Source organism: Pseudomonas sp. HMSC067G02, assembly GCF_001813485.1.
In the GTDB taxonomy this organism is placed as follows: domain Bacteria; phylum Pseudomonadota; class Gammaproteobacteria; order Pseudomonadales; family Pseudomonadaceae; genus Pseudomonas; species Pseudomonas aeruginosa.
The window spans coordinates 1-1160 of record NZ_KV812690.1 but is presented as its reverse complement, the minus strand read 5'-3'; the positions used below and the strand labels follow the sequence as shown (position 1 = coordinate 1160).

Sequence of the window (1160 nt, the reverse complement as noted above, 5' to 3'; positions counted from 1 at the left end):
CCGCACGTCAACGTCGGCACCATCGGTCACGTTGACCATGGCAAGACCACTCTGACCGCTGCACTGACCAAGGTCTGCTCCGACACCTGGGGTGGTTCCGCTCGTGCTTTCGATCAGATCGACAACGCGCCGGAAGAAAAGGCCCGCGGTATCACCATCAACACCTCGCACGTTGAATACGATTCCGCTGTTCGTCACTACGCCCACGTTGACTGCCCCGGTCACGCCGACTACGTGAAGAACATGATCACCGGTGCTGCCCAGATGGACGGCGCGATCCTGGTTTGCTCGGCTGCCGACGGCCCCATGCCGCAGACCCGCGAGCACATCCTGCTGTCCCGCCAGGTAGGCGTTCCCTACATCGTCGTGTTCCTGAACAAGGCCGACATGGTTGACGACGCCGAGCTGCTGGAACTGGTCGAGATGGAAGTTCGCGATCTGCTGAACACCTACGACTTCCCGGGCGACGACACTCCGATCATCATCGGTTCCGCGCTGATGGCGCTGGAAGGCAAGGATGACAACGGCATCGGCGTAAGCGCCGTGCAGAAGCTGGTAGAGACCCTGGATTCCTACATTCCGGAGCCGGTTCGTGCCATCGACCAGCCGTTCCTGATGCCGATCGAAGACGTGTTCTCGATCTCCGGCCGCGGTACCGTGGTAACCGGTCGTGTAGAGCGCGGCATCATCAAGGTCCAGGAAGAAGTGGAAATCGTCGGCATCAAGGCGACCACCAAGACCACCTGCACCGGCGTTGAAATGTTCCGCAAGCTGCTCGACGAAGGTCGTGCTGGTGAGAACGTTGGTATCCTGCTGCGCGGCACCAAGCGTGAAGACGTAGAGCGTGGCCAGGTTCTGGCCAAGCCGGGCACCATCAAGCCGCACACCAAGTTCGAGTGCGAAGTGTACGTGCTGTCCAAGGAAGAAGGTGGTCGTCACACCCCGTTCTTCAAGGGCTACCGTCCGCAGTTCTACTTCCGTACCACCGACGTGACCGGTAACTGCGAACTGCCGGAAGGCGTAGAGATGGTAATGCCGGGCGACAACATCAAGATGGTTGTCACCCTGATCGCTCCGATCGCCATGGAAGATGGCCTGCGCTTCGCGATCCGCGAAGGCGGCCGTACCGTTGGCGCCGGCGTGGTTGCCAAGATCATCGA

At 60.5% G+C, this 1160-nt stretch carries 1 protein-coding gene; it reads left to right on the top strand.

What is annotated here, in order from left to right; translation table 11 throughout:
• Nucleotides 1–1160, top strand: a 1160-nt coding sequence (tuf, locus tag HMPREF2914_RS18390) for an elongation factor Tu (protein ID WP_017001851.1), incomplete at both ends; no start/stop codon positions are given.